Annotated in this window: 27 protein-coding genes; 4 read left to right on the plus strand and 23 right to left on the minus strand. The window is 41.8% G+C overall.

The genetic code is table 11. The annotated features are described in order from the left end of the window. Positions 1 to 20: 20 nt before the first annotated feature. The 7 genes from grpE to gpr all read right to left on the minus strand — a co-directional run bounded on the left by grpE (position 21) and on the right by gpr (position 7,719). Entirely contained in the window at positions 21 to 578 is a 558-nt protein-coding gene (gene grpE, locus SB660_RS08425; RefSeq protein WP_044139427.1) for a nucleotide exchange factor GrpE, read from the minus strand. Between the two features lie 63 nt (positions 579 to 641). Next, entirely contained in the window at positions 642 to 1,673 is a 1,032-nt protein-coding gene (hrcA, locus tag SB660_RS08430; RefSeq protein WP_003217350.1) for a heat-inducible transcriptional repressor HrcA, read from the minus strand. Positions 1,674 to 1,754: 81 nt separating this feature from the next. Next, positions 1,755 to 2,894 carry a radical SAM family heme chaperone HemW gene (hemW, locus tag SB660_RS08435; RefSeq protein ID WP_180310498.1) on the minus strand — a complete coding sequence of 380 codons (1,140 nt, stop codon included), beginning with the start codon at positions 2,892 to 2,894 and terminating at the stop codon, positions 1,755 to 1,757. A 117-nt stretch (positions 2,895 to 3,011) separates the two neighbouring features. Next, positions 3,012 to 4,850 carry a translation elongation factor 4 gene (gene lepA / locus SB660_RS08440; protein WP_410582110.1) on the minus strand — a complete coding sequence of 613 codons (1,839 nt, stop codon included), beginning with the start codon at positions 4,848 to 4,850 and terminating at the stop codon, positions 3,012 to 3,014. Positions 4,851 to 4,981: 131 nt separating this feature from the next. Further along, positions 4,982 to 5,314, minus strand: coding sequence for a YqxA family protein (locus tag SB660_RS08445; RefSeq protein WP_169056956.1), 333 nt, complete (start codon positions 5,312 to 5,314; stop codon positions 4,982 to 4,984). Positions 5,315 to 5,328: 14 nt separating this feature from the next. After that, positions 5,329 to 6,537, minus strand: a complete 1,209-nt coding sequence (locus tag SB660_RS08450) for a stage II sporulation protein P (protein ID WP_034661367.1) — start codon at positions 6,535 to 6,537, stop codon at positions 5,329 to 5,331. A gap of 66 nt (positions 6,538 to 6,603) precedes the next feature. Beyond that, positions 6,604 to 7,719, minus strand: coding sequence for a GPR endopeptidase (gene gpr / locus SB660_RS08455; protein WP_003217353.1), 1,116 nt, complete (start codon positions 7,717 to 7,719; stop codon positions 6,604 to 6,606). 198 nt (positions 7,720 to 7,917) lie between these two features. Here gpr and rpsT point away from each other — a divergent pair, with 198 nt between their 5' ends. Beyond that, a complete protein-coding gene (gene rpsT, locus SB660_RS08460) occupies positions 7,918 to 8,184 on the plus strand; it encodes a 30S ribosomal protein S20 (protein ID WP_003217506.1) in 267 nt (88 codons plus the stop codon). A gap of 132 nt (positions 8,185 to 8,316) precedes the next feature. On the opposite strand, the gene holA is transcribed toward rpsT, so the two are convergent. Continuing rightward, a complete protein-coding gene (gene holA / locus SB660_RS08465; RefSeq protein WP_180310497.1) occupies positions 8,317 to 9,336 on the minus strand; it encodes a DNA polymerase III subunit delta in 1,020 nt (339 codons plus the stop codon). A gap of 236 nt (positions 9,337 to 9,572) precedes the next feature. Between holA and SB660_RS08470 the strand changes: the two genes are divergently transcribed. After that, positions 9,573 to 9,707 carry a YqzM family protein gene (locus SB660_RS08470; protein ID WP_012010638.1) on the plus strand — a complete coding sequence of 45 codons (135 nt, stop codon included), beginning with the start codon at positions 9,573 to 9,575 and terminating at the stop codon, positions 9,705 to 9,707. A 38-nt stretch (positions 9,708 to 9,745) separates the two neighbouring features. Here the strand turns inward: SB660_RS08470 and SB660_RS08475 are convergent, their stop codons facing one another. From SB660_RS08475 to SB660_RS08485, 3 genes are all read right to left on the minus strand, one after another. After that, on the minus strand, positions 9,746 to 12,073 hold the full coding sequence (locus tag SB660_RS08475) for a DNA internalization-related competence protein ComEC/Rec2 (RefSeq protein ID WP_410582266.1): 2,328 nt from the start codon (positions 12,071 to 12,073) through the stop codon (positions 9,746 to 9,748). Then, positions 12,066 to 12,635 (minus strand): ComE operon protein 2, encoded by a 570-nt coding sequence (locus SB660_RS08480; protein WP_058014632.1) that lies wholly within the window; start codon positions 12,633 to 12,635, stop codon positions 12,066 to 12,068. The genes SB660_RS08475 and SB660_RS08480 overlap by 8 nt, the downstream gene beginning before the upstream one ends. A 65-nt stretch (positions 12,636 to 12,700) precedes the next feature. Beyond that, a complete protein-coding gene (locus SB660_RS08485; protein ID WP_410582114.1) occupies positions 12,701 to 13,330 on the minus strand; it encodes a helix-hairpin-helix domain-containing protein in 630 nt (209 codons plus the stop codon). Between the two features lie 90 nt (positions 13,331 to 13,420). On the opposite strand from SB660_RS08485, the gene comER reads away from it, so the two are divergent. Beyond that, positions 13,421 to 14,269: a late competence protein ComER gene (gene comER, locus SB660_RS08490; protein WP_410582116.1), complete on the plus strand. Its 849-nt coding sequence runs from the start codon at positions 13,421 to 13,423 to the stop codon at positions 14,267 to 14,269. A 48-nt stretch (positions 14,270 to 14,317) separates the two neighbouring features. Here comER and SB660_RS08495 read toward each other — a convergent pair whose 3' ends face one another. From SB660_RS08495 to SB660_RS08530, 8 genes are read right to left on the minus strand one after another with little or no spacing between them, the layout of a single operon-like run. Further along, positions 14,318 to 15,061, minus strand: coding sequence for a class I SAM-dependent DNA methyltransferase (locus tag SB660_RS08495; protein WP_410582118.1), 744 nt, complete (start codon positions 15,059 to 15,061; stop codon positions 14,318 to 14,320). Then, entirely contained in the window at positions 15,058 to 15,414 is a 357-nt protein-coding gene (gene rsfS / locus SB660_RS08500; RefSeq protein ID WP_003217467.1) for a ribosome silencing factor, read from the minus strand. The genes SB660_RS08495 and rsfS overlap by 4 nt, the downstream gene beginning before the upstream one ends. A gap of 12 nt (positions 15,415 to 15,426) precedes the next feature. Continuing rightward, positions 15,427 to 15,990 carry a bis(5'-nucleosyl)-tetraphosphatase (symmetrical) YqeK gene (gene yqeK / locus SB660_RS08505; protein ID WP_410582120.1) on the minus strand — a complete coding sequence of 188 codons (564 nt, stop codon included), beginning with the start codon at positions 15,988 to 15,990 and terminating at the stop codon, positions 15,427 to 15,429. Next, on the minus strand, positions 15,980 to 16,549 hold the full coding sequence (locus tag SB660_RS08510; protein ID WP_169056949.1) for a nicotinate-nucleotide adenylyltransferase: 570 nt from the start codon (positions 16,547 to 16,549) through the stop codon (positions 15,980 to 15,982). Before SB660_RS08510 ends, yqeK begins: the two co-directional genes overlap by 11 nt. Before the next feature lie 13 nt (positions 16,550 to 16,562). Further along, a complete protein-coding gene (gene yhbY, locus SB660_RS08515; protein ID WP_034661378.1) occupies positions 16,563 to 16,853 on the minus strand; it encodes a ribosome assembly RNA-binding protein YhbY in 291 nt (96 codons plus the stop codon). Further along, a complete protein-coding gene (aroE, locus tag SB660_RS08520) occupies positions 16,847 to 17,689 on the minus strand; it encodes a shikimate dehydrogenase (RefSeq protein ID WP_180310491.1) in 843 nt (280 codons plus the stop codon). The genes yhbY and aroE overlap by 7 nt, the downstream gene beginning before the upstream one ends. A 21-nt stretch (positions 17,690 to 17,710) precedes the next feature. Then, positions 17,711 to 18,811 carry a ribosome biogenesis GTPase YqeH gene (yqeH, locus tag SB660_RS08525; RefSeq protein ID WP_410582123.1) on the minus strand — a complete coding sequence of 367 codons (1,101 nt, stop codon included), beginning with the start codon at positions 18,809 to 18,811 and terminating at the stop codon, positions 17,711 to 17,713. A 2-nt stretch (positions 18,812 to 18,813) separates the two neighbouring features. Further along, on the minus strand, positions 18,814 to 19,335 hold the full coding sequence (locus SB660_RS08530) for a YqeG family HAD IIIA-type phosphatase (RefSeq protein WP_044139602.1): 522 nt from the start codon (positions 19,333 to 19,335) through the stop codon (positions 18,814 to 18,816). 362 nt (positions 19,336 to 19,697) lie between these two features. Between SB660_RS08530 and SB660_RS08535 the strand changes: the two genes are divergently transcribed. Beyond that, positions 19,698 to 19,838, plus strand: coding sequence for a sporulation histidine kinase inhibitor Sda (locus tag SB660_RS08535; protein WP_003217327.1), 141 nt, complete (start codon positions 19,698 to 19,700; stop codon positions 19,836 to 19,838). Between the two features lie 135 nt (positions 19,839 to 19,973). On the opposite strand, the gene SB660_RS08540 is transcribed toward SB660_RS08535, so the two are convergent. The 4 genes from SB660_RS08540 to SB660_RS08555 all read right to left on the minus strand — a co-directional run bounded on the left by SB660_RS08540 (position 19,974) and on the right by SB660_RS08555 (position 23,053). Beyond that, a complete protein-coding gene (locus SB660_RS08540; RefSeq protein ID WP_003217499.1) occupies positions 19,974 to 20,123 on the minus strand; it encodes a hypothetical protein in 150 nt (49 codons plus the stop codon). A gap of 78 nt (positions 20,124 to 20,201) precedes the next feature. Continuing rightward, positions 20,202 to 20,930 (minus strand): SGNH/GDSL hydrolase family protein, encoded by a 729-nt coding sequence (locus SB660_RS08545; RefSeq protein ID WP_235567047.1) that lies wholly within the window; start codon positions 20,928 to 20,930, stop codon positions 20,202 to 20,204. Between the two features lie 84 nt (positions 20,931 to 21,014). Then, entirely contained in the window at positions 21,015 to 21,755 is a 741-nt protein-coding gene (locus SB660_RS08550) for a polysaccharide deacetylase family protein (protein WP_061408655.1), read from the minus strand. Between the two features lie 176 nt (positions 21,756 to 21,931). Next, entirely contained in the window at positions 21,932 to 23,053 is a 1,122-nt protein-coding gene (locus SB660_RS08555) for a Rap family tetratricopeptide repeat protein (RefSeq protein ID WP_058014623.1), read from the minus strand. Positions 23,054 to 23,219: the final 166 nt, after the last annotated feature.

Raw genomic sequence — 23,219 nt, forward strand, 5'->3', positions numbered from 1 at the left:
GATGACCTCCCATTATGTAGTTATTGATTTACTTTTACCATTGATGGACGAATAACTCGGTCTTTGAGTTTATAGCCCTTTTGCAATTCTTCTACTACGATATTTGAATCGAAGTTTTCATCTTCAACTTGCATGACGGCTTGATGAAGGTTCGGATCGAACTCTTTGCCGACAGCTTCAATTGGTTCAACGCCTTCATTTTTCAACGCTTCTACCAGCTGGCGGTAAACCATTTGCATTCCTTCTAACAAACTTTTCGCCTGCTCATTGTCTGGATCAATTCCAAGCGCTCTTTCAAAGTTGTCAAGAGCTGGGAGAAGATCGCTGACAACATGTTGAGAACGATATTTTTGCACGGTCTCCACTTCAGTTCGAGCACGGCGTTTATAGTTTTCAAAATCTGCTTGAACACGCAGAATCTTGTTTTCTTTTTCATCTAGAAGCTGCTGCAATTCATCGATTTTCTCTTGGAAGGCAGACTGTTCATCATGCGCTACTTCCTCAGTATCTGCTTGAACTGCTTCTTCTTGTGCTTCAACCTCTGCTTCTTGCTCAGGTGTCTGTTTTTCTTCTGACATTGTGTTCACCTCCCTCAAAAGATTCAAGAATACGAAGGGGCTGTGCCCCTGCCTTTTATCACCCTACTCATCATACAAATTGGAAAGTGCGTTTGACAAGTCTTTTGATACATGATGCAAAAGACTAACGACTCGCCCGTAATCCATGCGGGTTGGTCCGATGACGGCAATGGAGCCGAGTGATTTTTGATCAATCGAATAAGTCGCTGTGATCAAACTGCAGTTCTCCATTGCTTCCAAATTGTTTTCTGAACCGATTTTAATGGTGATACCTTGCTGATTTGGATGAAACAGCTGCATGACATCATTCTTTTGCTCAATCAGCATCATGAGTGAGCGAATGCGGTCGATGTCATGAAATTCAGGCTGATTCAACATATTAATCTTCCCGCCAAAGAAAAGTTTTGATTCATTTTGTGTCGATGTAAATGTGTTGCCTAGCGCATCTAAAATGTGATCATAATCTTTTAAATGTGTGCGCAGAAGCATGACCACTTCTTTATACATCCTGTCCTTCAACTGATCCATTGGTACGCCAGCTAAGCGGCTATTCAAAATATTCATCAGCTTCTCAATATCGGAGACATCGAGATGCTCAGAGAAGGTAATGGTTTTGTTTTCAACATGTCCGCTGTCTGTAATCATGATCGCTACTGCTTTGTTTGGCTGAACGGGGACAAGCTGAATTTGCTTTAATCGATTTTCACTCAGCTTTGGACCAAGCACGATCGATGTATAGTTTGTGAGATCTGATAAAATTTCCGCCGATTTTTGAACTGTTTTTTCCAGCTCAAAAATTTTCTCCTGAAAAGCCGACTGGATAAGCACAAGCTCTTTAGACGACAGTTTTCGCGGAGAGAGCAAATGATCTACATAATAACGATATCCTTTTTCTGAAGGAATTCTTCCTGATGAAGAATGGGTCTTTTCGATAAAACCAAGTTCCTCCAAATCAGCCATTTCGTTTCTAATCGTCGCAGAGCTGAATGTGATGTCCTCTTTTTTAGAAAGAGTCCTTGACCCAACTGGCTGCGCCGAACGAATAAAGTCATTAATGATGACTTGCAGAATCAAAAGCTGACGATTTGTTAACATCATCATCACCCCTGTTAGCACTCTCTTTCAACGAGTGCTAATTGTATAAACAAAATTACCAAACTCAAATTAAAATGTCAATTATAACTCACCGAGAAACGCTTGAAATACTTCATTTCCTAACAATTTTCCTTTTCTTGTTAAACGAATTCCAATGTCATCTTTTACAATGAGACCTTTTTCTGCTAATTCTTCAAGGACTGAGGGAAAAAGAGCTTCTGGTGAAGCACCATATTTGGCTTGGAAGTCGGCACTTTTCACCCCTTCGATTTTTCGAAGGCCTAAAAACAATTCTTCTTCTATCTGCTCTGCTTTTGTGACTTGATGAGTTTCTTTATACGGGAACCCAGTTTGCTCAATCAGTTCCAAGTAATGCTTCACTGGTCCTGCGTTCACATTTCGGATGCCATCTACATACCCGTGTGCCCCTGCACCGAAACCGAAGTAGTCTTCATTGCTCCAATAGGTCAGGTTATGCTGGCTTTCAAAACCAGGTTTGGCGTAATTACTGATTTCGTATTGATGTAATCCATGGCGCTCCATTTCATCCATCACAAGCTCATACATTTCAGCCTCCCGTTCTTGCGGCGGTAAATGCAGTTTTCCTTTTTGCATTAAGTTGTAAAACACCGTTTTCGGCTCCACAATCAGTGAGTAGACAGAATAATGCTCTGCTCCTAAAGAGAAAGCTGTCTCAAGTGAATTCATAACATGATGCTTTTCTTGATGCGGCAAGCCAAACATGAGGTCAAGGCTGATGTTGTCAAATCCAACATCTCTTGCTCGCTCGAAAGATGTGAGAACATCTTTCTTTTGATGAACTCGTCCGATTTTTTTGAGCAAATCATCTTCAAAGGTTTGGACGCCAAAGCTTAACCGATTGACACCGGCATCTTTTAACACATGCAGCTTCTCGAGTGATAATTCATCTGGGTTCGCTTCCACTGCAAATTCAACCAAGTTTTTTGACGGTTTTAACACACGGTGGATGCTGTTCATGAGCTGGTCTAGCTGGCTGACGGTCAATGATGTCGGAGTCCCCCCGCCAATAAAGATCGTCTTTAGTTCTTGCTCACCCTTTTGCTCGATCGTGTGCTGCATCTCTTTTTCAAGAGCCGCTAAGTATTCATCGACTGGCTGCGTTTTAATGAAAAATTTATTGAAATCACAATAGTGGCAAATGTGCTCACAAAATGGAATGTGAATGTATGCTGCTTTCATTTGATGACACCTTCTTTACAGGTAAAGAGCCGCAGTTTATCGCTGCGGCACCTTTGTTTGTTTTCGACTATAAACGCCAAGGCTGACATTGTAAAGCAGGTTGCCTTGAGGAGGATGTTATTTTTTCGGTGTGCTGTCGTCCATTTTCAGCACAGCCATAAATGCTTCTTGCGGGACTTCAACAGAGCCCACTTGTTTCATGCGCTTTTTCCCTTCTTTTTGCTTCTCAAGAAGCTTTCTTTTCCGGGAAATGTCTCCCCCATAACATTTAGCAAGTACGTTTTTACGCATCGCTTTAATGGTAGAGCGAGCCACGATTTTTTGTCCAATCGCTGCTTGAACTGGTACTTCAAAATGCTGGCGCGGAATGAGTTCTTTCAGCTTTTCTACGATGATCTTGCCTCGTTCATAGGCGTAATCGCGGTGAACAATAAAGGAAAGAGCATCGATTTTTTCGCCATTCAGCATGATGTCCATTTTCACTAGAGTAGATGGGCGATAGCCAATCAGCTCATAGTCAAAGGACGCATAGCCTTTTGTGTTGGACTTGAGCATATCAAAGAATTCATACACGATCTCCGCCAAAGGAATTTCGTACACAATGCTCACTCGGTTTGCATCAAGGTATTGCATATCAATGAAATGTCCGCGCTTCCCTTGGCAAAGCTCCATGACAGAACCTACATAATCATTCGGTACCATCATTGTTGCCTTCACGTATGGTTCTTCAATTTTCTCAATCTTTTGCGGATCAGGCAGATTGGACGGGTTATCGACGATGATTTTTTCACCGTCCGTCATATACACATCGTAAATAACACTTGGTGCTGTCGTAATGAGATCGATTTTAAATTCACGTTCAATCCGTTCTTGGATGATTTCCATATGAAGCATTCCAAGAAAGCCGCAGCGGAAACCGAAGCCAAGTGCTTGGGACGTCTCTGCCTCATATTGAAGTGAAGAATCATTTAATTCAAGCTTTTCTAGTGCTTCACGTAAATCGTTATATTTCGCTGTGTCAATTGGATAAAGACCGCAGTAAACCATTGGGTTAAGCTTTCTGTATCCTGGCAGTGCTTCTTTCGATGGGTTCACCGCACTTGTGATCGTATCCCCCACACGTGTATCGCCGACATTTTTAATCGCTGCTGTTAAGTAGCCAACATCTCCAACAGTGAGCTCATCTGTCGGCATGGCTTTTGGTGTGAATACGCCGACTTCAAGTACTTCAAATTCTTTGCCCGTCGCCATCATTTTGATTTTCTGACCTGGTCTGACGGTCCCTTCCACAATTCGTATGTACGCAATAACGCCGCGATACGCATCGTAGAGAGAATCAAATATAAGAGCTTGAAGCGGTGCTTCTGGGTCTCCAGCAGGTGCTGGCACCTTTTCGACGATTTGTTCTAAAATATCTTCGATCCCAATACCCGCCTTAGCAGAGGTGAGAACAGCTTCAGATGCATCCAACCCGATGACATCTTCAATTTCTCCTCTTACACGCTCAGGCTCTGCACTTGGCAGATCGATTTTATTGATAATCGGAAGAATTTCTAAGTTGTTATCAAGAGCTAAATAAACGTTCGCAAGTGTCTGTGCTTCAATTCCTTGTGCTGCATCTACTACGAGAATCGCACCTTCACAGGCAGCAAGGCTTCGAGATACCTCATAGGTGAAGTCGACATGCCCTGGTGTATCAATCAGGTGCATAATATATTCTTCTCCATCCTTCGCCTTATATTTCAGCTGGACAGAGTTTAATTTAATCGTTATGCCGCGTTCACGCTCTAAGTCCATGGAATCAAGTAATTGTTCTTTCATTTCTCGCTGCGTAATCGCCGCTGTTTTTTCTAAAATACGGTCGGCCAATGTGGATTTCCCGTGGTCAATATGGGCGATAATGGAGAAATTTCGAATTCTTGATTGCCGTTCTAATCGTTTTTCTTTATCTGTCACAATCTATCACTCCTACTATAAAACGCGGGTTGCGCTAGGTTAGATTATATCAATAGGGCTGTAAAGATTCAATCGAAATCAAGAAAAGCCGCTCATCAATTAGCGGCTTTAGTCATATGGTGTTGATTTGTTTATTTCCCATTCACCCAATCATAAAGAGAACGAGCTGCATGTGTCATGCCATCAGACAACGCCTTCCCTGCCTTGGAGAAGGCATTAAAGCTCTCTATTTCCTCAAGCTGCTTTTGTTTTTCGGCAAGATCCTTTTCTGTAACAGCCGTTCCTAAGATAGAGGCTTCTCGTTCTTCGTCATCGTTTATTTGGATGGAAAAAGCGCCTTTTAATTGCGGGTCATGGTAACCCTTCATTTGCAGCATGCCATTATTTGCCTGCTGCATTCCTAAAAAGACGCCAAATAGCAAGACCAGTCCTAAAATAATGGTTTTTCCAATAAATGATCCCATGCACCGTCACCACCTTAAGAGCGTTTTTTCTCATCCTTTGCTTTGCCGTTTACCTTTTCCGCGTCCCAGAAAATGTCGCTGAAGACATCAGCTGCTGCATTGGATGCATTTTTCAATTCTTCCATATTATTATCCACTCCGCCAAATTCTAAAAGAAGGGCTTTGTCGGATAAATCTTGATTATAAATTCCATTATCACCAATTTCGCCTTTGGCAAACACACCGACACTGAGCCCTTTATATTTTTTCTCCATCAAATGGTGGAACTCCGTCGCAAGCTTGAGGTTTTTCTCATAGCTTTGATTCTTCTTCCCCACAACAAACGCAATTCTCGCATATTTCTTTCCTTTGATCTCGACAGTGGTGTCTTTCTTTCTTCTTGAGTCACGGTGGATATCGATTAAATATTCGAGATCATCATTTTTCGCTAAGGCTTCTTTTACGACCAGTCTTGATTCATTATAAGACTGGGGATACTTTAGTCCTTTTTGCAGAAGCCGTTTTTCAACTTCTGTTTTGTCGACCGTATTCCCGATTCCTTGCTGATCAAGCGCCTTTCCGAACATGTCGCCGACAAGGGTGACATTCACTTTAGAGTGCCGTGCATTGTTTGGATTCGTTTCTCCTTTTAAAAATGGTAAATATGATTCCGTATTATGTGTGTGGTAAATGTACACTGCTTTTCGTTTTCCTGTCGACCGGTCCGGCTCTTTCGCAGGCTTTTTCGGCACATCTTTGTCGAGCTTGTCCAGCTCTGCCAAATTCGCTTCTTTTTCATCTTGGATGACTTCACTTGGCGGCGGCGATTCCATTGGCATGTTGGTATAGTCTGTTCCTTCACCCGCTAAAATGATTTTTGTATCAAAATGTTCAAAGCCCGGGAGTTCTCTCCCTAGAAAACTACGCGGGTCTTCTAAATTGATACTGGTCGCAAGCTTGAGTGACAGTCCAGAGAAATGAAACCCTTTTTGATCTTTCGGGACGGCTGAGGCGAAATATTGATTTTCCATGCCCATTAATGTGGCAAAAAAAGCCCCGGAAAGCTCATCTGCTACACCATATAGCGAGGCTTGTGGCCTCAGCTCCGGCTTTAAAGATGTCAGCGCCCCTGACATCACAAATACTACAACAAGCGAGGCTATAAATAAGAAAATGCTTTTGACTACTTTCGTTCCATTAATCGCAACGACCAACTGTCGAGGACGGCGGGGTCTTTTTTTCATGATTTACTCCCTCCAGCACGCTTTCTAGTAATTACACTATGAGCGAGCTAGAGAAAGTAGAACCGATTAATGATTATAAGAACCCATGTTATCTTGAGAGATTTTTTGATGAAGCGCTGTGTTCAATCCATTGGCGAGCACGTTTGCCATATCATCAATGAATGTATCCACTTCCTTAGGCGTGACCATGAGATTTTGCCCTAGCGGCGCAAGCACTTCATGGATCAGCTGCCGTTTCTCTTCTTCTGGAAGAGTTCCTACGATACCTAAGAATGATTGACGCGTTTCCTCATCTGGTAAGTCTTCTTCGTTTAGTACTTTTTTCTTCCCAAACGTCAAACCAGCCGGCACAAGAGAGCGGGACGGCCGGTCATCTTTCAGTTCTCTACCAAAATGCTTTAAGACATAATCAATTGTGTCACTTGCAATAGTGACTGCATCTACGACTGTCGGAACGCCAATCGCAATCACTGGAATTCCCAACGTTTCTTTGCTTAATTCTTTTCGCTTATTCCCTACACCTGAACCGGGATGGATGCCTGTATCAGAGATTTGAATCGTCGTATTTACCCGTTCTACTGCACGAGCAGCAAGGGCATCGATTGCAATGACAAAATCAGGTTTGGACCTCTCGATGACACCTTGAATTATGTCGCTTGTTTCAATACCGGTCAGTCCCATCACTCCCGGTGATAAAGAGGACACTGGGCGGTAGCCTTCCTGTACATTTTCCGGCTGCAATTCAAAAAGATGCCGGGTCACAAGCAGACTTTCAACCGTGAGCGGACCTAGCGCATCTGGCGTGACATTCCAGTTTCCTAGACCTACTACAAGACAGCTCGCATCAGTTTGTATGCCTCGGTCTTTTAAAAACTGAGCAAAATGATGGGCAAAGACTTCGACAACTTTTTCCTGCATCTCAGAATCTTTCTCCCGAATGCCCTGCGCCTCAAGTGTCAAGTATGTTCCTGCCTTTTTACTGGTCAGCGCCTCCCCTTCTTTCGTGATCTCCACCGTGCGTATACGGATGCCGTGCTCCTCTTTTTCCTTTTCGACAATCCCTTGAATTCCGTCCTTTTTGACGACATTCGGATCGTTCTCTTGTTCTAGTATCTCTTTTGTTTCAACAGCCAGGTCTGTCCGAATTTGATAAGCACTTAAATCAAGTTTCTGTTTCTCCATAAAAAGACTCCTTCCACCAAGTAATTAACAGTAGTCTTTCCATCTCTTGAAAGAAACATTCGAGCGCTTCATCAATGAAAAATACTTTACATTTATATTGCATTCTAAAGGTGTGTTTGATAGAATACAACTTGTTCTATTGTGAAGATTTAACCTTAAGACAATTGTGTTTAGGTTGTATCTTAGGAGGTGAAACACATGCCAAATATTAAATCAGCGATCAAACGTACAAAAACGAATAACGAACGCCGTGCACACAACGTGACAATCAAGTCTGCGATGCGTACTGCGATTAAACAAGTTGAAGTTTCTGTAGCTAACAACGATGCTGAGCAAGCAAAAGCTGCTCTTTCTTCTGCTGCAAAACGCATTGACAAAGCCGTTAAAACTGGTCTTGTACACAAAAACGCAGCTGCGCGTTACAAGTCAAGACTTGCTAAACAAGTAAACGGACTTTCTGCATAATGCTTGCAACGCCTCAGTAATGAGGCAACTGTTTAACTGTACGTCCGTCCTGACCGGCTCAGCCATTAGGACAGACTGGCAATTATACATCTACAAAAACGACCTTCTTTTTAGAAGGTCGTTTTTGTATGTTCAAGCGCCTAATAGGCGAAGCAGAAACAATTCTAGCAATAGCTGCTTGTCCTTTTTACCGGTTTTCATTTCATAATCGATCGTTGACAGCTCTTTGACAATCTGCTTGAGCTCTTCTTCTGTAAACAGTCTTGCCTGATCCATAGCAAGTTTGACGCGGAATGGGTGAACTTTTAGATTTGAAGCAATTTGTTTTTGCCCATATCCTTGCTGAGCGAAATACTTTGTCTGCAAAATCAAACGAAATTGAGTGGATATAAGCGCTAATATTTTAATGGGTTCCTCATTTTGTTTCAGCAAATCATAAAACATCTGCATGGCCTGAGAGCGGCGTCTGTTGACAATTTGGTTAATTAATTCAAAAATATTCTGCTCTAAGCTTCTTGCAACAAGCTGATTAACATCCGCTAATTCAATTTCTTCTCGTTCTCCAATATATGTACTGAGCTTCCTGACCTCTTGAAACAATGAGGATAGGCTCCCTCCGCACAGCATCACAAGCTGCTCAGCCGCTTCAGAGGAAATCGACTTTCCTTCTGTTTTCACCAGTGTAATGGTGAAATCCGTTGTTTCTTTTGGGTTTAACTCTTTTGCCTCAACCATAGCCGCTTTCTTTTTTAGCAATTTGGTGATTTTCTTTCGTTCATCCAGCTTTTCATATGGTGCCAATAAGACGAGAATGGTATAAGGCGCCGGCTTTTCTAAATACGCTTCTAACAGAGAAAGCTCATGCTCAATCTTCTCCTTTTTCTTTTCCGCTGTAAGAAAATAAGGGTTCTTAATCACAACAAGACGCCTTTCTCCCATGAACGGAAAGGTTTCTGCATCTGTCACAGCCTGTTCAAGCGGTACCTCTTCCATATCAAAGACGGAGTAATTAAAATCCTTTGTCTCCTCGTCTACTACAGTTTGTCTTAATTTAGCTGCTGTTTCTTGCAGTAAATACGTTTCTTTTCCATATAAGCAATAAACGGGATGGATATCCCCTCTTTTTAAATTGTTCCAAACCTCAAAGACCATAAATTGAATCCCTCTCTTTCACTTCCTCCTCTATCCTAAAGTGTGCGAAGACATTAGTAAAGAGGAAGCTGAAAGTACCGCCTCCTCATTTATAGTAAACGTCTGGTGCAAGCTCCCGGGTCAGCTTGCCACAGACGATATTCATAAAATGATCATGAAAATGGAAAACGGTTACTTTACCTTCTAGCAATTCCAAATGAGTTCAAGTATACTAAAATTAGCCAGGAGGGATGAAAATGAATGAATTTGAAAAAAATGTTCAAAGCAAGCGGAATGATGTGACCGACTCAGCCGTTGGTTTTATCGTCACATTCGGATTTTTCGCCTCAATGTTTATTTTGGCCACCATTATACACCTCGTTGGATCTTAACTTCATGAATGCTACATGACTGCCGTTTTGGCAGTTTTTTATTGATTTTGTAAGATATCATATGGAGGATGCGTGTAAAACGTTCCTTTCTCCTCAAGAAATTCATATGTCACACTCCCGTCTCGATCTGTACGGTACACCTTCGTTTGATGATCCATGAGTTTTTTCAAGACATCCTGATGAGGATGCTGATAACGATTGCGTTCACCAGCCGAAATGAGTGCATGCGACGGCTCTAGATGCCGAAGCCACTCCTCACTTGTTGACCCTTTGCTCCCATGATGCCCAACCTTTAAGATATCTGCTCGCAGGTGAGGGTAGGCTTCTATAATGTCTCGTTCCCCTTCATGTTCAAGGTCTCCAGTGAACAGAAACCGTTTCCCGCCAAGAGTAAAAGCTAGAACAAGTGAATCATTGTTCTTACTTGTCACCCGGTGTTTCGAAGGGTGGAGAACCTCAAATGTGTGCTCTCCAACTTGGAGCTGATCTCCTCTTTCTAATTCAACAATCATAATCCCTTTTTCAGCGGCTTCTTTTAACAGTTTTGCATCCTCTGGACTTCGGGCAAAACCTTTTGGTATAGCCAGCCGCTTTACTTTATTTCGCTTGATTAAATGAACCGCTTCTCCCATGTGGTCTTGATCTGCATGCGTGAGAATCAACACATCAAGTTTTGCTATACCTTTTGAATGGAATAACGGGATTAGCGTTTGATCACCGATCGTAGATACTTTACGTCTTTTTTTCCATGGTTCATCATCAAAAGAAAGTCTGCCACCTGTGTCCACAAGTAGATGTCCCTTTCGGTAAGGGAGCTGAATAAACAGACTATCCCCTTGTCCGACATCCAGCATCGTGACCTCTCCTTTTTGGAGAAAATTCGGGGTGAAATAGTGTGCACTCAAGACACCAATGAGTAACAGAATCGGCACGGCATAGGATTTAACGGACATTTTGCACTCCATCATAAATAGCAGAAAAACAATAGCACTCACTTCAAGCAGAATATGCCACCAAGTCGATTTCATAAAAATTAAGTTGAACCCATCAAAAACTGCCATATGTGCTGACAACTGATGACTTAGCTGGATGACCGAATCAAGCAGCTGGAACAACGCTAGCCCAAGCGGAAGATAAATGATAGACAAAAGAAAAAAGAGTAAGGACAAAGGCAGGACAACTGTCGTATAAAAAGGCACAAATATCATATTCAATGGGATGCTCAGCAAAGAAAATAGCTGAAAATGATATAAAAGAACAGGAAGCGAGGCAAGCTGTGCAACAAATGAGATCAGGAATAACTGCATCACTGCGCTTTTCGCTTGTGATAAGATTCTGGTCGATAACAAAATAAAAAACGTCACCACAAATGAAAGCTGAAATCCGATATCGAATAGATATAGAGGATGAATCGCTAATAAGAATAAAAACGCTGCGCTTAATACGACAGCAGAAGACTGTTTCATTTCTTTTGGCAGGCTTGTCATCACTAAATAGATTCCTGCCATAAGGCAAGCTCTTAAAACTGATGGTGCAGCACCTGTCAAACAAGCATAAACTGGAAGAAAGCATAATAGAAGAAGACGTGCTGTCTCTCTAGTCACACCGGCACGAAGCAGACACCAAAATAAACAGGCAAGAAGCGTTTGCACATGGAGTCCTGAGATCGCTAACAGATGAATAATGCCGAGCATTTGATAGTCTCTTAGTGTGTCAGAATCTATCAATTCTCGTTCTCCAAAAATAAGAGCCTGTACAATACCTACAGAGTTTTTCGGTACATGATCTTCTAAGAATTTTAAGCCCTTTTGCCTCATCTTTTGAAGAAAATAGGAAGGACGATCATTTTTTGTACAGCCTTTGATTGACTGCGGTAAGAAAATAGCGCGAATGCCTTTTGATTTTAGAAATTGATCGTATTGAAACCCGTTAGGAATGGTTGCGTGTTTAGGTCGTCGAACATCACCTGTCATATGACAGCTCATACCTGGCTCTATATCTTTTAGAGCCTCTTTTTCACGCTCTGTTTGAATGGTATAGAAAGCGGCTAGACGCTCATCTTCTGTTGACACAGTCGCCGAAAAACGATTACCATCTGTTTTCGGAATCGTTTCAATCACAACGGAGCCGGAAAAGAATTTTTCTTGAACAGGTTGATCTTTTTCAAAAGACTCATGAACCATAAAAATAAGAATATAGATAGCTCCACATAGGCTGATCACGAGAAAGAGTTTAGGAATTTTTTTCAGTAGACTGAGAAGGAAGATGATGAGAAGAAAGAGAAGGAAATACATATGAAGATGATATGCAGCCAGAGCAATTCCAACAGCTGCTGAAATTGCCCCAAACGGCAAATAATTAAACATACGAAGTAAATAATTGATTCGCCTTCTCATGCATATCGCGAATTTCTGATTCACTAAGTCCTGATTCACTTAGTTTGCCAATTAGATCTGCAACAAAGGCTAATTTTTCTTGATTTTTTAAGTCGATGATCATTTCATCAAGTTCAACTTGTTCCGTTTGAACACCTGCCTGCTCAAATAAATCAATGGCGTATGGGTGATTTTTATAATCCTTTGCATAGTATACGGTTCGAATACCTGCTTGAATAATGGCTTTACAGCACTGCAAACAAGGAAAATGTGTGACATATATTTCAGCATCGGATGTAGGTGCACCAAATTTGGCACATTGTAAAATAGCATTCATTTCCGCATGGATGGTGCGAACGCAGTGATGATCAATGACATAGCATCCCACATCTGCACAATGGACATCACCAGCAATTGAACCATTATATCCTCCCGCAATGATACGCTTGTCTCTGACGATGGTCGCCCCAACAGCTAACCGCTCACAGGTGCTTCGTAAAGCAAGCAAATGGCTTTGTGCCATAAAATATTGATTCCATGAAATTCTTTCCACGAGCTGATCCCTCCAGAATGATGGTTGGTATTAAGTGTACATGCCTTCCTTCTATACCGTCAATTCTACTTAACGGTCAATTCATTTTTCAGCCGTTCAATGGTCTTCTCCCCAAAACCTGAAATGTTCCGCAAATCTTCAATTTGGTGAAATTCTCCGTGTTCCTCTCTGTACGTAATGATGGCTTCCGCTTTAGCTGGCCCTATTCCATTAATGGTTTGCAATTCCGCCGCATCAGCCTGATTGACATTGACACCTTGACTTTTTTCATTACCTGATGGAACGTTTGCACCTGCTGTTTGTGTCTCTCTCTCTGCTTCTCCCTGCTTCCGAACATAAATCATCATACTGTCTTCTAATTTTGCTGCTTGATTAATTTCAATCGTGTCTGCTTTACTAGTAAAGCCTCCTGCCCTTCGAACGGCTTCTTCTACCCGCGCATCAGGCTGAAACGTATAAACACCTGGCTTTTTTACAGCCCCTTTGACCTCCACAAAAATGGAGGATGATTCATTATCGGTCTTTTCTTGTTTGTCTTCTACTGTGACTTGTTTGTCTTGATCGCCCTTCAATACACTTGGCTCTCTAGTGCCCCCCTTATTTCCTACCAAAAGGAAGAAAGTGATGATGATCGCGCCCATGAGCCCAGCTCCGATATAAAGACTGTATTTTTTCAATGGAATGAATCGCTTCAAGTGCTCACGCTTCTTTCAATCATATTTTTCTATTGCTCAACATACTGTTTAGAAGATAACAGATCCTATGCGCCTAAGGAGGGAGAACGTTTGAATATCGGGATAATCGGTACAGGAAACATGGGTACCATACTTACTGAGGCATTTATTGAATCAAAGGCAGTCAATCCCTCATCCATCACCATTACAAACCGGACCATTGAAAAAGCGTTCAATATAAAAAAGAACCATCCAGAGCTTGAAGTTACGAAACAGCTTACAGGAGCTATCACGAATAAAGATTTTATCTTTGTTTGTGTCAAACCGCTTGATATTTATCCTCTGTTAAAGGAAGTGAGCCCTCTCTTAACAGAGCAGCAAACCATTGTCATCATCACAAGTCCGGTTCATCCTGAGCAGCTTCAGGATGTCGTTCCTTGTCAAACAGCCAGGCTGATTCCAAGCATTACGAACCGCGCTTTATCAGGAGCGTCACTTTTAACATTTGGATCGTCATGTAATGTCACAACGAAAACAGCGTTAAGACAATTAGCTTCCTGCATTTCAACACCTATCGAAATTCATCATTCGATTACAAGAGCGGCGTCAGATATCGTCAGCTGCGGTCCTGCCTTTATCAGCTTCCTCGTTCAGAAAATGATTGAAGCAGCCGTTGAAGAAACGGATATTTCTAAAGAAGAAGCCACCTCCTTATCAGAAGATATGCTTGTAGGGCTTGGCCGTTTGATCGAAAAAAGAGTCTATACCCTTCCGACACTGCAAGACAAAGTGTGTGTAAAAGGCGGCGTCACTGGTGAAGGGATTAAAGCACTTGAAGCAGGTGTTCAAGATATGTTTCACCGCCTTTTTCAAAACACACATAAAAAATTCGATGAAGATCTTGAAGCAGTTGCGCATCAATACCCGCCAAGTGTGTTTACTGATGATCACAGAAATTAATCAACTCTGCAACAAGCGAAAAAAGGATTTTAAAAAACCATCGTTCCATTAAACGATGGTTTTTGGTTTCTTAGCTGAAATGAAATATCTTTCGGCGAATTCCCCGGGCGCTTCATTTGTAAAATCAGCGGTCACTTCTATTTGTTCAAAGCCAGCGGACTCAAGGAACGCCGCATACGTCTCAAATGGAAATGTACGCTGTTCATGTGTCTCATCATAACGCTGATACACGTCTCCGTCCTTTACAAAAAAGCTTAAATCATGAATGACCGAATATATGTCATCCCCTTTATCACTCTGCCAAATATAGCTGATCTCTTCATCTTGATCGGCATAAGTCGAACCTGGGAATACCTCATCCATTTTATAAGGAGTATGAACATCAAAGAGTAAAACCCCATCTGCCTCTAAAAGCTGAAACATGTTTTTAAAGGTTTTTTTGACATCATTTTCGTTTTTTAAGTAATTCAAGGAATCACAGCATATAACCGCCGCTTGAAAGACTTGCTCAAAACCCGTCAGCTCTCTCATATCTTGATGTAAAAATTGAATGGACTGCTTTTTCGCCTGTGCTTTTTGCTGTGCGAAAGCCAGCATTTCTTCACTGAGGTCAATTCCTGTGACTGCATGACCCTTTTCAGCTAACCGAAGAGAAATCTCTCCAGTTCCACAGCCAACATCAATAATGGCAGCATTCGGTTTGATATTCTGCTGGATCCACTGAACCCATTCATCATAAGGTGCATGTGTCATGAGCTCGTCATATACACCTGCAAACCCTTGATAAATCATGAGTTAATGCCAAGTGAAAGCGTTTCTCTCGGCGCATCTCCCCATAGCTTCTCTAGGTTGTAGTATCCTCTTTCTTCTTTGTGGAACACATGAGCTATGACATCACCAAGATCAATCAATACCCATCTTGCTTCATCAAAGCCCTCCATCTTCTTCACTTCAATTCCACTTTCCTCTGCAAGATGTTTTACCTCTCTTGCAATGGCCTGAACTTGTTTATCAGAGTTCCCGTGACAAATGAGAAAATAATCGGCAACAAGTGAGATTCCTTGCATATTAAGGGCAATAATATCCTCCGCCCGCTTATCATCGCATGCTCCTGCCGCGACGTTTAAAATTGATGATGAATCCATCCAAATTCCTCCTTAATTGTTCTTATGCACAAGTGAGTTGTAAGTCGCAAGCGTATCTGGATAGACTGGCTGGTTCTTTTTCAATAAAAAGCTGATCGTGTTTTTTAGTGATTGAATCAGTGCGCTATCTAGATCTTGCTCTGCTAACTCTCTTACTTCTTCAACACCAGGGAAATGACGTCCTGGTTCGATATAATCAGCGACATAAATGACCTTTTCAAGTAATGTCATGTTTGGTCTGCCTGATGTATGAAATTCAATAGCCGTTAAAATGTCTTGGTCGTGAATAGCTGCTTCCTTTTTAACCAAATAGGCACCGACCGGGGCATGCCAAAGCTCGGGCGAATATTCCAGCAATAGAGGGTTCATCTGCTCCTTTTGGATAATCCCCTTCATTTCATCCTTTGGTCTAAATTTCGCATAATCATGAAAAATAGCGGCGGTTTCTGCTTTTTTCACATCTGCACCGAACCGTTCCGCTAATGAAATAGCTGTCTCCATAACCCCGAGTGTATGTGTATATCTATGCTCTGTTAACTGCTCTTTGACACAGTTCAATGCTTCTTCACGATTCATATAAGTGATGCTCCTTTATATAACGCTCAACAGGTTTCGGTATCAAATAATCGACAGGTTTTTCCTGCAAGATTCGCTGCCTAATCAATGTCGATGATACATCAAAAGCTGGAACATCTGCAAATAAAAGAGGATATGTCGTATTTCCGGTATAACCCGGTCTTTTCATCCCAATAAAAGTAATCATCTGAAGCAAATCATCAATCCGATGCCATTTTGGCAAATACTCGACCATGTCCGCTCCAATCATAAAAAAGAACTCATCTTCAGGGTGACGCTTCTTTAAAAGCTCCACCGTATCTACTGTATAAGATGGACCCTCTCGCTCCATTTCAATGAGCTCCAATCGAAAATGTGGATTTGACTGGATCGCCGCTTCCACCATTTTCACCCGGTGACGACTATCTGCTCGTTTCCGGTCTGTTTTATGAGGAGGCTTGTGATTTGGGATAAACCAAATTTCATCAAGCCCTACTTGAAAACGCACCTCATTTGCCATCAGTAAATGCCCATTATGAGGAGGATCAAACGTACCGCCGAACAACCCTATTTTTTTCATATCACATCCACCTTTACGGCAGCTTAATTTGTTTATTTTCCTTCGATTCTTTATAAAGGACAATCACATTTCCGATCGTTTGAACAAGTTCAGCTTTTGCACCTTTGACAAGTGCTTTCGCAACTTCCGTTTTGTCCTCGTCGCAGTTTTGTAATACGCTGACCTTTAACAGTTCTCTTACTTCAAGCGCCTCGGAAATTTGCTTGATCATATTGTCATTTACCCCGCCTTTTCCTACTTGAAAAATAGGCGATAAATGATGTGCTTTTGCACGTAAAAAACGTTTTTGTTTCCCTTTTAACATGGTGTTCCTCCTAATTTCTGTATCACAATTGACTTCATTTTTCTTACGTCAGGCGTGATGCCTGTCCATAGTTCAAAGGCTCTAGCTGCTTGTCCAACAAACATGCCGACACCATCTACTGTTTTCAAACCTAACCCGGCTGCTTCTCTGAGCAGTTTTGTTTCTATTGGATTATACACAATATCACAAACGACCGCTGTTTTTTTTGCGTTTGCTAAAGAAATCGGGGTTTCTTCAACATTCGGGTGCATACCAATAGAGGTTGTATGGATGATGACATCATATTCCCCAAGCTGCTCTTCCGCCGTCTTTAATGTAATGGCACTAGAAGTGATGTTCCCCTCTGCACTTTCAATTAAAGCCTCAGCTTTTTCAATGGTGCGGTTGGTGATATCAAAGCTTTTCGGTGCATAGCCAGCAATTGTCGTATAAATTGCTCTTGCCGCTCCTCCAGCACCAATTAGAAGAAATGAAAGCTCTGATAATGGCTGATCCAAGGCTTCAAGCAATGAATGAAGAAAGCCCTCTCCATCTGTGTTGTACCCAACGAGCTGACCTCCTTCGAGCCGCACCGTATTGACGGCACGCAGGCGTTCAGCTGTGACATCAATTTTGTCCAGGTACTGCATGATGTCTACCTTGTGCGGAACAGTGACGTTAAAGCCGCTGATTCCTAAGGCTTTCATACCGCTAATCGCATCTTTCAGGTCATCATTTTCTACTTGAAAGCCGTGATAATGTCCATCAATTCCAGCATCCTTTAATGCTGCATTATGAATATCTGGAGACATTGAATGGCCAACAGGGTTACCGATTACTCCGTATAAAGGTTTCAAGGTCTCTCCCCCTCTGAACAATTATATTAACGAACGTCTCATAAACACATGCACGCCTTTTGGCGCATAGACTTTAATTTGCTTACCTGCATCATTTGCCGTGATCCATCCTAAGCCTGAGAAAACGATATCCATTTTGGGCTGATCAATGGTAAAGGTATGCGGAACGAGTGCTGGAAAATCTTCCATCCCCTCTTTTGATGGCGGCGATAGCAGTTCCCCTGCATGTTTTTCATATAAATCATCTGCGTTCTCTAACTTTGTTCTGTGTATGTTCAGCTCATTTGGCATATAGCAGACAAATGATGTTCTGCCGCCTTTTACATAATCAAATCGAGCAAGCCCGCCAAAATAAAGCGTTTGTGCTTCATTTAATTGGAACGTTCTCGGTTTCAATTCTTTTTTCGGCGTTAAGATCTTCAAGTCATTTTTGCCGACATAGTGCGCCATCTGATGACGGTTGATAATGCCCGGCGTATCAAATAGAGCAGATCCGTCATCAAGCGGGATCTCAATGGCATCAAGTGTTGTACCTGGATATTGGGATGTGGTGATCACGTTCTCTTCGCCAGATACTTCTTTGATGATTCGATTGATAAATGTGGATTTCCCAACATTCGTACAGCCGACCACATAGACATTTCTTCCCTCGCGATAATGATCGATCGCTTCCATCACCTCAGGTACGCCCTGACCTCTGCTTGCACTGATTAAGAATACATCGACCGGGTTCAATCCGTTTTCTTTCGCTTCCCGTTTCATCCAATGAATCAAACGATCTTTTTTCACGGATTTCGGTAAAATATCTACTTTGTTGCCGACGAGTAAAATCGGGTTACCACCAACTATACGACTCAGCCCATTTATCCAGCTTCCGTTAAAGTCAAAAATATCAACGACCTTGACAATCAGAGAATCTGTCTCTCCGATGCTGTGCAATATATTTAAAAAGTCGTCTTCCGTTAAAGAAACATCTTGTATTTCATTGTAGTTCTTTAACCTAAAACAGCGCTGACAGATCACATCTTCTTTCAATAGAGATGCTGCCGGCGCATATCCTAATTGATCTTTATCTTCCGTCTGAATGGCTACACCGCAGCCAATACAAACAACCTTTTCCATTATTACTCTTCCTCCCACTGAATGTGGCCCTTACGCTTTAAGGCTCCTAAAATTCTGCGTTCAATCTGCCTGTTAAATTTAGTGAAAAATCCGTCTGAGGCAGCAACAGGGACGACCAAAATCGTATGGAAGCCGTGACGATTCCCGCCTAGAACATCGGTCATAAGCTGATCCCCAATGACCACCACATCTTCTTTTTTCAATTGCATATCAGCGACGGCCTTATTAAAAGCTCTTCCCATCGGCTTTTTCGCTTTATAAATAAACGGGATATGAACTGGTTCAGAAAAAAGCTTGACCCTTTTTTCATTATTGTTCGATACAATCGTCACTTGTATCCCGTGATCCTTCATTTCTTGAAACCATTCAATTAAGCGGGGCGTCGCACTTGGACGATCCCATTCTACTAGTGTGTTATCTAAATCAGTAATAATTCCTTTTACATTTCGTTCTTTTAATTTTTGCGGTGAAATGTGGAAAATGCTTTTCACAAATTCATCCGGTAAGAAATACTTCTTTAGCACAATTTGCACCCTTTCTTCCATTGGTTTTTCAGCGATTGTGTCGAATCAAATCACAATTTGTCTGTCTATCGAATACAATGAAAAAGTTTTCGACATATGATGAGTACCTTCAACAGGTGTGGATAATTTTACACACATTATCCACCTATATTCCATCACGCTTTCATTCAATTATAAACACTCTACCCACAAGTTATCCACTTCACCATGTGGATAACAGAACGATTGTTCTTGTTTCCCATTCATGGTAGATTAAAGGTACTTCAGAGACATTCGATCAACCTATGATGATATGTCTTTTTCTCAAGTTTTATGCCAACTTTTTCAGGGGAGGTGTTTTTCCCATCATATGGGTTTCTAGTATGAAAAAGCTGTCAGATGATTTACTTATAGAATCGTACTATAAAGCAAATGAAATGAACTTAAATCGCGACTTCATTGAATTAATTGAGACAGAAATGAAAAGACGTTCGCTCGGGCATATGCTCTCTGTTTCCTCTTAATTCCATATCACAGGAACCATGCCTCCCGAGCACTCTCCTTTTTTAAACTCAGGTGACTGATATTATATCACTTGCGCTATAGGCTTACTACTATTTTCCGTAAAAAACACCCCTTCTTAACAAAGAAGAGGTGTCTTATTTGCAAGGCTGTTCATTCCAAAACCATAACCCTCCACCTACGACCAAAATGACCACAAGGAACACAACAAGAAAAGCGTAACCGATTCCTGCTCCTTGAGCTGGATAAGGCGAACACGCAGGGTAAGGATAAGGGCATCCCCACATATCAGTTACCTCCTTCTAGGAAGATATACTGTTAGACTATGCTGGAAGGATGGTCTTGTTTAGGCAGATGGCCATCATTTAAAAATGTTTAATGACATCCCGCTCTTTGATTTCGTTATAAATGATTCTTGCCCCTTTTGGCGTCATATGATTGCCAGAAGGGTCGATCAAACCTGATTGAATCAGCGCATTGTCACTATCTTCGCCCGCTTCTCGGATGAACGCTTTCCAGTTGTCGACAAGCGGTACTTGCTGATCCTTGGCTAGTTCTCTCGTGATGTCATTATAGGAATTTTGCCAAGCTCTTGCCCCGCCTCTCTCAGCAAAATAAGATGACTTATACCTAGAGTAATAATACAAGCCCTTTTTTCCGCCTTCTACAACAGGAACGCACGTCATGAGAATTGGGGTAATACCTGCTTTTCTACTTTCAGAAATGAAGTAGGTTATATTTTCTTTAAATCTTTTTTTCGTCACTCGGGGATGTTTCCCGTCTAAAATCGCCGCATCATTCGTACCGAACATGATGAGGACGTAAGTTGGTTTCTGCTTTAAAATATCCTGCTCAAAGCGAAGCTTCGCATCTTCAGTCGTCTGCCCGCCAATCCCTGCGTTCTTCACTTGAATTTGACCGCGCTCGACGTTTTTCATGAGATTCACCCATTTTTCAGATGTTGGATAATCTCGAAAGTCCCAGTTTGATCCCTTTGTATTACTGTCGCCAAATGCAATGACACTTTCTTGTTCTGGCTTTGAACACCCAGCAGCGACACAAAGTAGGATGAAAAGGACAACATATTTCTTCACAACATTCACCTCCAAAAGCCCTCTTCATATAGTAAACGACAAGACTTTTGGTTTCAATGAATGACTGTTTTTGACGAATACTTCCTAGTGCAGTTGAACAGGTACATACGCTTTGTCGTGATGCAGCAGTTCGCTCACTTTGACAAATTCATAGCCTCGATCCTTTAATTCAGGTATCACTTGTTTCAGTGCTTCGACCGTCTGCTTCCGGTTTCCCCCGCCATCATGCAAAAGAATGATATCGCCGCCTTGAATGTGATCAATAATCCGGCTCGCAATTTTGCGTGAGCCTGGTCTTGACCAGTCCTTCGGATCTTGCGTAAAGGACCACATCACCACATCATATCCTTGCTTTGACAAAATGCGGAAAGATTTCATCGTCAAGCGGCCGCCAGGAGGGCGAAATAATAAGGGTCCGCCAGGCTGGAGTGAAGCGATTTGAGCCGCTGATTCTTTTAGCTCCTGCTTGATCTCCTTTGATGATAACAGGTCAAAATACGTATGATTCATCGTGTGGTTGCCAAGCTCATTTCCCTCGCCTACGATTCGTTTCGCAATCTCTGGATATGTATGAATCCGGCTGCCTATAGCAAAAAAGCTGGCATTCACTTGATGCTCCTTCAGCACATCTAATACTTGATTCGTGTACACTGGATGAGGTCCATCATCAAAGGTCAGTGCAATCTTTTTTCGTTCCTGTCTCATGTCCCAAAAAGCTCGTCCTGTTTTTTCTAGGTCGATTCTTTTTAATGTTCGAGCTTCTATTTTATTAGGAACAAACGTGCATAGCATTAATATACACATCAAGACATGCAACCCTCTCATTTGACCGCCTCCACAGAACATTCTTACAGATTAAATTGCCCGCTTTTTGATGAATCATTCAACATTCAAGGTCACGATCCCCATCTCTGGCTTCTTTTTTACATAAAAAAAAAGCTGGCCATCAGGCCCGCTTTTTGTTTCACGTTTGGTTTCTCTCTTCAACTGTCGAACGTTGCTTAGAATTCATACAGACACTCTCCTTCTTGGATTTGATTTTGAGCCCATAATAATTTCCGATAATACTGGTTGGACTTCTGGTATTGTTGGGAGGCTTCTAAGGCTGTCGCAATTTCTAGTGAGATATCCTCTATATAAGAGTATAGGCTAAGTTTTTCCAAATAATCAATGGTTTTTTGCAGTTGTTCTTCATTCATTTCTTGAACATATAAAGCATCTAGATACTCAAACATATGACAGAACAGCTGGTCTTCATGCTTCTTTGCAGCTAATTTCCCATCCTCTAATATGCGGCATGCTGCTACTTGTTCATTTTGTCTAAAAAGCAGTTTTGCCAGCGTATAGAGCGTATGCGGAAGCGTGGGAAGCTGCTCTTTACAGGCAATATCAGCCGATTCCGTTAAATAGCGTTCTGCTTCCTCAAGGTAGCCCAGCTCCCCATAACATTTCCCTAAATTATAAAGCGCTGAACTGTATATCCGCGGGTGATCAATTTGTGATGCGAGCTGTTTTGCCTTTTTTAAATGAGGCAGTGCTCGGTCTTTTCGTTTTAAATCTTGATAGTTTCCTGAGATCACAAACAGGCACTGAATGATGCGAATAGAATAAGCATCATGCTGATCGTATATTTCCAGCGCCTTTAAAATATGATGCATCGAGACATGCGTTTGCTTCATAATATAGTAGGCTTCTGCTACTTTAAAATGAAATTCAGCCTGCTCAATATCATCAAATACCATAGACAGCTGTTTTTCTGCCACTCGGTAATATTTGACGGCTTCTAAATATTCTTTTTGACTAAACTCATGCATGCCACGAAAAAATGCATGGTAATAATGCAGCATATCAGATAACTCATGATTGGAGTTTTCGATTTTATCGACAAGATTAGATACTGAGAAAGGTTGATATTTTGAAGGGTGTATATAGTCAAGCATGATCTGGTGCCGAAAACACATGAGCTGATAATAAATCAGTAAATGCTGGTCCTCTTCCATCCGTTCAATTTCCGCTTCTACTTCTGCTTTTAGGATTTCCGCATCTGGAACACTGAACTGCCGTATCATTCGATACCATTCATTAATTTTCATACCTACATGTGAAGAAAGAACCTTCCCCATGTTCCGAAAAAACCCCTTCCTTTTCGGTCTAATATTACATATTTTAGCACGCTTCTTGACCGCCAAGCACCGCAAAGAAACCGCAAACATATGAGAAGGGAAGCAAAACAAGACGAACAGAAGCCCGTTTTTTTCGAAAAAGATGATTTTTTCATCGTACAGACAC

The organism is Bacillus sp. SIMBA_005, assembly GCF_046535585.1.
In the GTDB taxonomy this organism is placed as follows: domain Bacteria; phylum Bacillota; class Bacilli; order Bacillales; family Bacillaceae; genus Bacillus; species Bacillus pumilus.

Excerpts from the sequence above, each read along its gene's own strand:
- SB660_RS08475 (WP_410582266.1), bottom strand. The coding sequence starts at position 12,073 with ATGTTTAATTATTTGCCGTTTGGGGCAATTTCAGCAGCTGTTGGAATT.
- SB660_RS08550 (WP_061408655.1), bottom strand. The coding sequence starts at position 21,755 with ATGAGAGGGTTGCATGTCTTGATGTGTATATTAATGCTATGCACGTTT.
- yqeH (WP_410582123.1), bottom strand. The coding sequence starts at position 18,811 with ATGGAAAAGGTTGTTTGTATTGGCTGCGGTGTAGCCATTCAGACGGAA.
- SB660_RS08510 (WP_169056949.1), bottom strand. The coding sequence starts at position 16,549 with ATGAAAAAAATAGGGTTGTTCGGCGGTACGTTTGATCCTCCTCATAAT.
- yqeK (WP_410582120.1), bottom strand. The coding sequence starts at position 15,990 with ATGAATCGTGAAGAAGCATTGAACTGTGTCAAAGAGCAGTTAACAGAG.
- hrcA (WP_003217350.1), bottom strand. The coding sequence starts at position 1,673 with ATGTTAACAAATCGTCAGCTTTTGATTCTGCAAGTCATCATTAATGAC.
- grpE (WP_044139427.1), bottom strand. The coding sequence starts at position 578 with ATGTCAGAAGAAAAACAGACACCTGAGCAAGAAGCAGAGGTTGAAGCA.
- yhbY (WP_034661378.1), bottom strand. The coding sequence starts at position 16,853 with ATGTTAAAAGGGAAACAAAAACGTTTTTTACGTGCAAAAGCACATCAT.
- SB660_RS08470 (WP_012010638.1), top strand. The coding sequence starts at position 9,573 with ATGAATGAATTTGAAAAAAATGTTCAAAGCAAGCGGAATGATGTGACC.
- gpr (WP_003217353.1), bottom strand. The coding sequence starts at position 7,719 with ATGGAGAAACAGAAACTTGATTTAAGTGCTTATCAAATTCGGACAGAC.
- holA (WP_180310497.1), bottom strand. The coding sequence starts at position 9,336 with ATGGTCTTTGAGGTTTGGAACAATTTAAAAAGAGGGGATATCCATCCC.
- rpsT (WP_003217506.1), top strand. The coding sequence starts at position 7,918 with ATGCCAAATATTAAATCAGCGATCAAACGTACAAAAACGAATAACGAA.
- SB660_RS08540 (WP_003217499.1), bottom strand. The coding sequence starts at position 20,123 with ATGTGGGGATGCCCTTATCCTTACCCTGCGTGTTCGCCTTATCCAGCT.
- SB660_RS08535 (WP_003217327.1), top strand. The coding sequence starts at position 19,698 with ATGAAAAAGCTGTCAGATGATTTACTTATAGAATCGTACTATAAAGCA.
- rsfS (WP_003217467.1), bottom strand. The coding sequence starts at position 15,414 with ATGGATTCATCATCAATTTTAAACGTCGCGGCAGGAGCATGCGATGAT.
- SB660_RS08495 (WP_410582118.1), bottom strand. The coding sequence starts at position 15,061 with ATGATTTATCAAGGGTTTGCAGGTGTATATGACGAGCTCATGACACAT.
- SB660_RS08555 (WP_058014623.1), bottom strand. The coding sequence starts at position 23,053 with ATGGGGAAGGTTCTTTCTTCACATGTAGGTATGAAAATTAATGAATGG.
- SB660_RS08450 (WP_034661367.1), bottom strand. The coding sequence starts at position 6,537 with ATGAAAAAAAGACCCCGCCGTCCTCGACAGTTGGTCGTTGCGATTAAT.
- SB660_RS08445 (WP_169056956.1), bottom strand. The coding sequence starts at position 5,314 with ATGGGATCATTTATTGGAAAAACCATTATTTTAGGACTGGTCTTGCTA.
- hemW (WP_180310498.1), bottom strand. The coding sequence starts at position 2,894 with ATGAAAGCAGCATACATTCACATTCCATTTTGTGAGCACATTTGCCAC.